The sequence below is a fragment of the Ottowia flava genome (assembly GCF_008017535.1).
GTDB lineage: Bacteria > Pseudomonadota > Gammaproteobacteria > Burkholderiales > Burkholderiaceae_C > Ottowia > Ottowia flava.
On record NZ_VRUA01000023.1, the window covers coordinates 45,541 to 52,491 of the forward strand.

At 61.1% G+C, this 6,951-nt stretch carries 6 protein-coding genes; 3 read left to right on the forward strand and 3 right to left on the reverse strand.

From position 1 onward, the window contains the following. Positions 1-53 precede the first annotated feature (53 nt). Complete coding sequence (locus FVQ98_RS17315; RefSeq protein ID WP_147914702.1) at positions 54-1,988, forward strand: phage integrase family protein; 1,935 nt, start codon at positions 54-56, stop codon at positions 1,986-1,988. A gap of 45 nt (positions 1,989-2,033) precedes the next feature. Here FVQ98_RS17315 and FVQ98_RS17320 read toward each other — a convergent pair whose 3' ends face one another. The 3 genes from FVQ98_RS17320 to FVQ98_RS17330 form a co-directional block, all read right to left on the reverse strand. Further along, positions 2,034-2,291 carry a WGR domain-containing protein gene (locus FVQ98_RS17320; RefSeq protein ID WP_147914703.1) on the reverse strand — a complete coding sequence of 86 codons (258 nt, stop codon included), beginning with the start codon at positions 2,289-2,291 and terminating at the stop codon, positions 2,034-2,036. Between the two features lie 86 nt (positions 2,292-2,377). Then, positions 2,378-3,430 (reverse strand): ParB/RepB/Spo0J family partition protein, encoded by a 1,053-nt coding sequence (locus tag FVQ98_RS17325; RefSeq protein WP_147914704.1) that lies wholly within the window; start codon positions 3,428-3,430, stop codon positions 2,378-2,380. 1 nt (position 3,431) lies between these two features. Continuing rightward, complete coding sequence (locus FVQ98_RS17330; RefSeq protein ID WP_255507838.1) at positions 3,432-4,613, reverse strand: ParA family protein; 1,182 nt, start codon at positions 4,611-4,613, stop codon at positions 3,432-3,434. 709 nt (positions 4,614-5,322) lie between these two features. Between FVQ98_RS17330 and FVQ98_RS17335 the strand changes: the two genes are divergently transcribed. Together FVQ98_RS17335 and FVQ98_RS17340 are read left to right on the forward strand one after the other, a co-directional pair. After that, positions 5,323-6,609, forward strand: coding sequence for a replication initiation protein (locus FVQ98_RS17335; RefSeq protein ID WP_187265789.1), 1,287 nt, complete (start codon positions 5,323-5,325; stop codon positions 6,607-6,609). After that, on the forward strand, positions 6,602-6,838 hold the full coding sequence (locus tag FVQ98_RS17340) for a hypothetical protein (RefSeq protein WP_147914706.1): 237 nt from the start codon (positions 6,602-6,604) through the stop codon (positions 6,836-6,838). Before FVQ98_RS17335 ends, FVQ98_RS17340 begins: the two co-directional genes overlap by 8 nt. Positions 6,839-6,951: the final 113 nt, after the last annotated feature.

The window sequence follows — 6,951 nt, forward strand, 5'->3', positions numbered from 1 at the left end:
GCGGCGGCGGGCCATCCACAGCGCTTCGGCGCTTTTTTTTTGGGAGATGAGCCATGGCGCGGGAGCGGCGAAAGTTCCAGGTCGGACGCAGCGAAAACCGCAAGCTGCACCGTGGCCACTTCGCGTTCATGCGCGCCCTGGTTGAAGGCCTGGAGGTCAAGCCTTCTTGGAAGCGCTATCTGGAGTTCGAGGGCAACGTCGCCGACGAGCGGGTGATCCGCAGCACGATCGCCTGGATCCGCGGGGAGTTCGCGGCCGCTGCGCGCCGCGAGATGAAACCCAGCTCAGTCCGCCTGGTCCGGCTGGCTATTCCGCCGGATACGCCATCGACGGCGGCCGCCTCTGCGGCACCCGCCAAGGAACGCCCTACGCTGGAGGCGTTCGCAGAAGCCTACGGCATGGAGGACTTCAGCGAGCGCGAGCAGCTGGAACGCTACATCGAGGTCTTCGGCCAAGAGTCGACCGAAGAGCCCAAAGAAACCCGCAGGCAAAAGCGACGCGCCAGCCTGATCAAGCGCCAGTTGCTGGCCCTGGACTGGCTGGAAGCGCTGGTCAGCCAGAACCCCAAACCGGGCGATGGCGTGGAGGCCTGGTTTGCACCTGCCATGGCCAGCCACCTCAAGAAGGCCGGCCTGCACACCCTCTTCCTGCTCGCCGAGCGCATCAACGGCGTGGGCTCGCGCTGGTGGACCATCGCACCGGGCATTGGCGAGCTCAAGGGTGAACGCGTCACCGATTGGATGCGCCTGCACCAGGCCGAGACAGGTCTGGTCATCGGTGCGCACACCGAGATCCGGCGATCGGAGCTCGCACCGGCACAGCTGGCGGAGGTGGTCAAACCCGCCACCGACCTGGTCCCCCTGGAAAAGTTCAAGGTCCCAACCGAGCTGGACGGCAGTCAAGGCGCTTTCCGAGCTGAGCGCAGTCTGCTGGCGGCCCGCAACGACTACGAGGCGATCACGGCTTGGCTGGCTACGAAGCAGGAACAGCCCAACACCCAGCGCGCCTACCGGCGTGAGGCCGAGCGCCTGTTGCTGTGGACGGTGCTGGAGCGCGGCAAGGCCATGTCCTCGCTCACGACCGAAGATGCCATGGCGTTTATGGCGTTCTTGAAGGAACCCCCTGCCCGCTGGTGCGCGCCAAGGCACCTGCAGCGCTGGTCGCCGCTGTGGCGACCGCTCGAAGGCCCGCTCAAGGCTCCGGCGCGGCAACAGGCACAGCGAATCCTGAGTGGCCTGTTCAACTTCCTCATGAAGCAGAGCTACATGATCGGCAACCCCTTCTCGGGGGTGACACCGCCCAAGGTCCCGGTGCGGCCGCTGGGCTCTGGCCGGACCCTCACGCGCGATCAGTGGGCCGCACTTGAAGCCGTGGCGGCCGAGGATCAAAGCCTGCTCGGCCGCCGGCGCGCGCGGGCGCTGCACTGGCTGTACGCGACCGGCCTTCGCACTGCGGAGCTGTGCGCGGCCAAGTGTGGGGACCTGGAGGCCGTCGACTACATCGACGCCACCGGCGCCCAGCGCGTCGGCTGGATCCTGAACGTGATCGGCAAGGGCACGAAGCACCGCGGCGTCGTGGTGCCCTCTTCCCTGGTCGACGAGCTCCAGCAGCACTTGGCCCAGTACGACAGAGCCTCCGTCACCGATGAGACCAACCAGGACCTGGCGATCCTGGCCGATCTGGACAACGAAGACCAGACCAAGGCCCAGGCAGGCTGGACGCCGTCCGGGCTCTACAAGGCGATGAAGCGGGTGATGCAAAGCGCAGCGGCCACCATGGACGGGCCCAACGCCGAGCGCTTGATGGCGGCCAGCACGCACTGGCTGCGCCACAGCCACGCCTCGCATGGCCTCAACAGCGGCGCCGTCTCGATGATGGTCGCCCGCCAGAACATGGGCCACGCGTCCCTCAACACCCTCAGTGAGTACCTGACCACAGAGCGCGACGTGGCCATTCGCGAGATCGAGAAATTCGCCGGCGGGGACTGAAGAAATCGGGCAAGGTGGCCAGCCGAATCAAGGGGATGGGTTGGGCTACGCCGGGCGCGGTGCGTAGCCGCGTTGAACTCGCCGGCGGGAGATCTGGGCCAGCACGGTGGCCAACGATTGCTCAGCCACGACCTTCTCCTGCGACCCGCCCAGCTTGCTCCCGATCCCGCCCCAGTGGCAAAGCACGACGGCCGCGCCGAACAGATCTCGGCACACCCGCACCTCGTAATAGCGCGCCTTCTCCTCGTGCTCCCAGCGCAGCGGGTAACGAGTGAGGTCATGAAGTTGCGAGGAGTCCTGCATGGAGGTCCTTTCGGTGTAGAACCGTTCTACACGCCAATCAACTGTTGCTGCGCGCTGCAGGAGCAGGTGTAGAACGGTTCTACACCCTACTTTCGAGACAAAAATTCCTCGATCAATCGGCTCAGGTCTTTCAACTTGCTATGTGGCAATGCCTCTGCCGTAAACGAAACCATCGTATTTCCCTTGGCGTCAGAGCGAATTACGGCAGCGGGTTTGCCATCCCTTTTAAGAGTGATGTCCTCGGTGCGCTTGCCAGAGGATGGCGAAGCTGCAGTGCCCATCAGCAAATCCAGGACGGCTTTGGGCGATCGGTCCGGGCCAAGCTCTTTCGCTTTCGAGGCACGCGCGGTGAGTGTCACTCGGTCCGTCTCGTAGAGTTCTGCCAGCGGCTTCGCCCAGCGGACTTGCAGGTCCAACGGCGACACAAAGGCATCGATGACGATTTTTGGCAGCCGTGCAATAGATAGCACTTTCCCAATCTGCGTAAAGTGCACACCAACAAAATCAGCCAGCTTGCGATGTGAAGGGAAAAGGCCTGAGTCAAGAGCTTGCAAGTACATCTTGCCCTGTTCCCATGGACTTAAATCCTTGCGGCTGCGGTTCTCGCGATCCATCTGAACAAAGAGCTCAACCTCGTCGATGTTGTCCACGAGGGCAAGCACAGGTAGGCCCTGCTCAAGGCACGCGCGGTGCCGCCGGTGTCCAAACACGATCTCGTACTGCACCTCGCCGTCAGGCTTGATCGGTCGAACCTTGATGGGCTGGACGTTGCCTCCTGCGGAGGCGATCTCGTCCTTAAATTCAGCGAATTCCTGCGTGGAGAAGTTGGCTTCGTCGCGGTTGGCCCACTTGCTCCAAGTCACGGTTTTGGGATCAAGCAATCGTGTCGCCTTGGCATCGCCCCAAGCCGCCAACTCATCCTGGAGCTCAGCCGCCCGAGCCGCTGCCGTTTCAAGCTCCGCGACTTTGTCCTTCAATTCGTTGTTTTCGCGGGTGATATCTGAGCGTTGATCAGCTGCGCGCGACATCATCATCCCCGGTGCTGTCTTAGGACGCGGCAGAGACGATTCAACCATCTCGGGTGAAGCCGAAGGAAGCGCCCCGAAGTCGATTTTCTTGGCTTTGTCTTTTAGGCTCATTTCACTGCTCCAACTCGGCCAACTGCAGGGCCCAAATAGCCTGGATCTGTTGCTCTACAAGCTCACACATCCGATCGTAGGCATCGCGTGCGCGCGATAACGTCTTCGCGTTGATCGAGCCGCGGGGGAGGTCGTACACCGTCCCGAATTCGGCGGTGGCCGTGGCCGTCGCCGATGTCTTTGGAATCTCGATCGGTAGGACCTTGTCGCCGTAGGCTTCAAGGATCCACTGGCGAACGACGCTGCTGGCCGCATCAGACGTTTCAACCCTAGCCAAAAGCACGTCGATGAATTCAAACGTCTTGACGGCATTTCGATTCTTGACGAGCTGTTTGCTCAAATCAGAAAACAGCTCCCAGAACTGCGCGCTCGACGCGAAGTCCAGCGCAGATGGTGGCAGCGGAATGATGACGCCGTCGCCGGCCATCAAGGCATTCAAAGTGGTGTACGACATGGTCGGGGGCGTATCCAAGATGATCACGTCGTACTCGGATCGAAGCGCATCTAGGCCTCGATCGAGCACCAGCCAAAACTCGAAGCTGGGGTCCTTCATCTGCTGGGCCGGAAGAGCAAATTCCGCATCGAAAAGCATCGGGCAAGCGGCGATCAGGTCAATGCCTGGCCAATAGGTGCTTTGTGGGGCGTAGCTCAGGTTTGGTTCGTGGCCAGCGAACAGAGGCCAGGCGGACTTCTCTGGGTCTACCTCTGAATCGGGCATGACGCCGAATAGGGTGGTGGCCGATCCTTGTGCATCGAGGTCGACCAAGAGTACTTTGTGCGAGAGGGAAGCTAGCCGCTGCGCCAGGGTCATGGCAGTGACGGTTTTGCCTACGCCGCCCTTGAGGGAAGCGACGGTGATGGTGGCCGCTGCTGCGCCGGCGGGCCGCAGGTGATGCGGCCTAAACTCTCGCACCCATTCCCTGGCTTCCGCCATGGTCCACTCGCGGCGGTTCCCGTTCATTTCGCCGGCGGGCAGATCACCACGGCTAAGTCGGTAGGTGATCTTCGATTTGTCGACTTCGCACAGCTGGGCCAGCTCCAGGGCGGTGACCTTCGGCGCCACCTTGCGAGCGGTCGGGTGCAGCATCGCAGATCGGATGCGCTCCATGATGGTCGAGATTCGCGCCGCTTGAGCCAGCACATCCGGGATGCCCTGACGTTTAATTGATTGCTTGATGTCCACGCGTCACCTGTTCTGAAAAAAGAAGGATTGTGCGATTATGACCCGGTATGGCGATAAATCGCAAAATTATCAAAAGACGCTTAGAAAACGCGTGCTGGCCTCGGTTCGCAGCCCGTATTTATGCGATTTGAGGTCACAGGTCTCCGAGATTAAAGAAGAGTCTTGATACCTTCTAAGAGATTTACGCCTGGGGATAAGTCAGAAAACACTAGTGAAATCAATGAGTTGCGTTCGCGTTGGCGAGGCCAAGCGTCCAGCTTTTCACCGGAAGCGTCCAAGAATTCACCGGATGCGTCCAGCGTTGCACCGGCAAACGTCCAACTTCTCACCGCTTAGCACCTGGAGTGTCCCGCGCCCCGTGATCGCACAGATATGAGGCAATTTGGTGTGATTTCAGCGCTCACGCGGCCAGAAGATGGCCCCGTTAGACCGGATCAGGGCGTACTGTCCAGCTTTTCACCGGCAAAGTCTTGGCGGGTTCCGTAGGGCGAAGCGTCAAGCGTCCAGCTTTTCACCGGCAAATTTTGGGCGAATTCCGTAGGGCAAAGCGTCAAGTGTCCAGGTTTTCACCGGGTGGGCATCATTGGATGGGTTCAGATTCGAAGTGTCCAAACTAGAATTGGACATAGAATGAACCATGAGCACATCGAGTCCAGCACCTTTGCCGGATGCAACCGTCGGGGGCACTGAGCTGCGGAAGCCACACGAGATGATCGTGATGGTCCCGCGGTCGCACAGGATCAGCCTGACGGCTCGCAAGATCTACAACGTCCTGCTGCAGGTCGCCCAAGACCGGCTGGCTTCGATGGAGTCGATGCCGGCGGCCGATCACATGTTTGAGGCGCCATTGGCCGCAGTGATTCGCACGGCCGGTGCAAAAGAAGAAGGGCGAACAACTGCGAAGCGGTACTTGCGTGAGATGAGCACGCTGGAGGTGGATTGGGAATCGACGGCACCAGGCGACGGCGTGAAGTGGCGCGGCTTCACGATGCTCTCCGAGGTTGCGCTGGAGCAGCGGAACGGAGACAACTGGGTGGCGTGGTCGTACCCGCCAACCATCATGAGCGCATTGCGGGACCCTCAGCGGTGGGCACGGTTGGAGCTTGATGTCCTGACCAGCTTGGGGAGCTACGCCGCAATCGCGCTGTACGAGATCTGTGCCAGGTATCGAGACAATCCCAGCGGCCTGACCAGTCGAAAACCTGTGCTTTGGTGGGTTGACGCGATCAGCCCGGTGCCGGCCGGGACAGAGAGGCGCGAGTGGCGAAAGATCAAGAGTGAACGGGTGAAGCCGGCGATCGATGAGATCAACTCTGAAACGGATCTGGAGGTAGAGCTCATTGAGCACAGGCAGGGCCGATCGGTTGTGGAGGTGCAGTTCGCCGTCCGGAAGAAGAAGGTGCCGGTGAAGCGAGCACCTGAAGCGATTGACGTGAGCACCGTGGTTCGTGCCGAGTCCCTTGGCATCAGAGAGGCCAAGCTCGAAGCGCTGATCAAAGAGTTCGGCGAACCGGCAGTGCGGGTCCAACTGGAAGTGCTGGAACAACGGACCGGGAACACCCGCTTGCGCGGGGTGGAGAACGGCTACTCGTACCTTCGATCATTGCTGAGAAACGGTGTTTTGGGCGAAGCCGATGCCTTGGAGTTGCCGGAGCAGGGGGCACCGGAGGTCACGCAGCGCGCAGCAGCGGCTGCCGCAGTTGCGCCACCAGCTTCGCCCTCAGATCCGCCGTGGTTGATTGAGCGTCGGGCGGTGATCCGCAAGGAGATCGAGGCCCTGTCAGACACACAGCGCAAGGGTCTCGTAGATGCCGTGGTGCAGCAGCTCCAATCACAGGGCTTGATGACCGCGGTGCTGTCACGGCGAGTCGCCAGCGGAGATGTTCTGCACGGCATGTTCGGTGCTTGGGTGGTTCGCAGCTACGCGACACAGATGTACGGTCCGGACTGGGACAAGCGCCAGCCCGACGACGAGGAGGGCGCCCAAGATGAATGATCGCGTGACGTGCGAGGCGGTGATGGCCGCTTTCGTGGAGACAGACCAGCTCGGCAACCAGCAGCTGTTCGACGAGGTTGCCAAGCAGCTGGGAATTCCTGATGAAGTCCGGCACGCAAGCGCGCCGGTGGGCAGGGCAGGCAAGCGCTACAAGCTCTTCGAGCGGCAGTGCAGGTGGCACCAACAATCGCTGCGCCAGGACGTTAGAACGGGGGCACGGAATGAATGATCGGAAGAAATCGGCTACGGAGAGCCTGGATCTATTCCCTGGGGTCTCCTCGTTTTCAGTGCAATAAGTGACGGTACGAAAAGCTAGCACTGGCGCGGAGGTGGTGTTGGTAG

Coding starts and splice junctions, on each gene's coding strand:
- FVQ98_RS17315 (WP_147914702.1), top strand. CDS start 54: ATGGCGCGGGAGCGGCGAAAGTTCCAGGTCGGACGCAGCGAAAACCGC.
- FVQ98_RS17320 (WP_147914703.1), bottom strand. CDS start 2,291: ATGCAGGACTCCTCGCAACTTCATGACCTCACTCGTTACCCGCTGCGC.
- FVQ98_RS17325 (WP_147914704.1), bottom strand. CDS start 3,430: ATGAGCCTAAAAGACAAAGCCAAGAAAATCGACTTCGGGGCGCTTCCT.
- FVQ98_RS17335 (WP_187265789.1), top strand. CDS start 5,323: ATGATCGTGATGGTCCCGCGGTCGCACAGGATCAGCCTGACGGCTCGC.
- FVQ98_RS17340 (WP_147914706.1), top strand. CDS start 6,602: ATGAATGATCGCGTGACGTGCGAGGCGGTGATGGCCGCTTTCGTGGAG.